Genomic DNA, 582 nt, shown 5'->3' with positions numbered 1-582 from the left:
CGTTTGGTTATCCTTTGCTAGGGCAACAAGGATGCGAGCGAGTTTTCCGCAAAGCTTCATCAAAGACTGCATTCCCTTCATTTTCTTGACATGCTTATTGTGTTCGTGGAGTGCTTTAAATTCTGGATTAGCAGCGACTAGATGCAAAACGGTTAAATATAAGATGCGACGAAGGCCGGATCTGCCGCGTTTGGTAATGGTTACTTCTCCTTTACGAAGCCCCGAGCTATTCTCAGATAGATGTAAACCGGCCAACCGAAGAAGCTGCGATCCGTGTTGGAATTGTCTAAGATCACCGGCTTCGCTATATAAGGTAGCCAGCGTCATATCGCCGATCCCTTTAAACGTACGAAGTGAAGATGTGGTTGGAATCAATTGAATCTGGACTCCCAGTTTCTCTTCCAGTTCATTGAGCTGCTGCTGAAAGAAATCCAGCTGGGTTAATAGCAGATGAACGCAGACCTTGGAAGACATGGAGCATCCGGGGAGCCCTGTAGAGCGCTTGGCCGATTCGATTAAGGCTTTAGCGGCGCTCAGGCTCGCTCGTTTGAGCTTCTTTTTCCATTGAGAGACGATAAAGGT

The 582-nt window shown here is 47.4% G+C and carries 1 protein-coding gene; it reads right to left on the bottom strand.

Going from position 1 to position 582, the window contains the following annotated elements:
* The coding region (locus QMG93_RS35005) for a transposase (protein WP_281944520.1) at positions 1 to 582 on the bottom strand (582 nt) is incomplete at both ends.

It is taken from the genome of Paenibacillus tyrphae (assembly GCF_027925525.1).
GTDB classification, from domain to species: Bacteria; Bacillota; Bacilli; order Paenibacillales; family NBRC-103111; genus Paenibacillus_G; species Paenibacillus_G tyrfis_B.
This window is presented reverse-complemented; position numbering and strand designations above follow the sequence as displayed.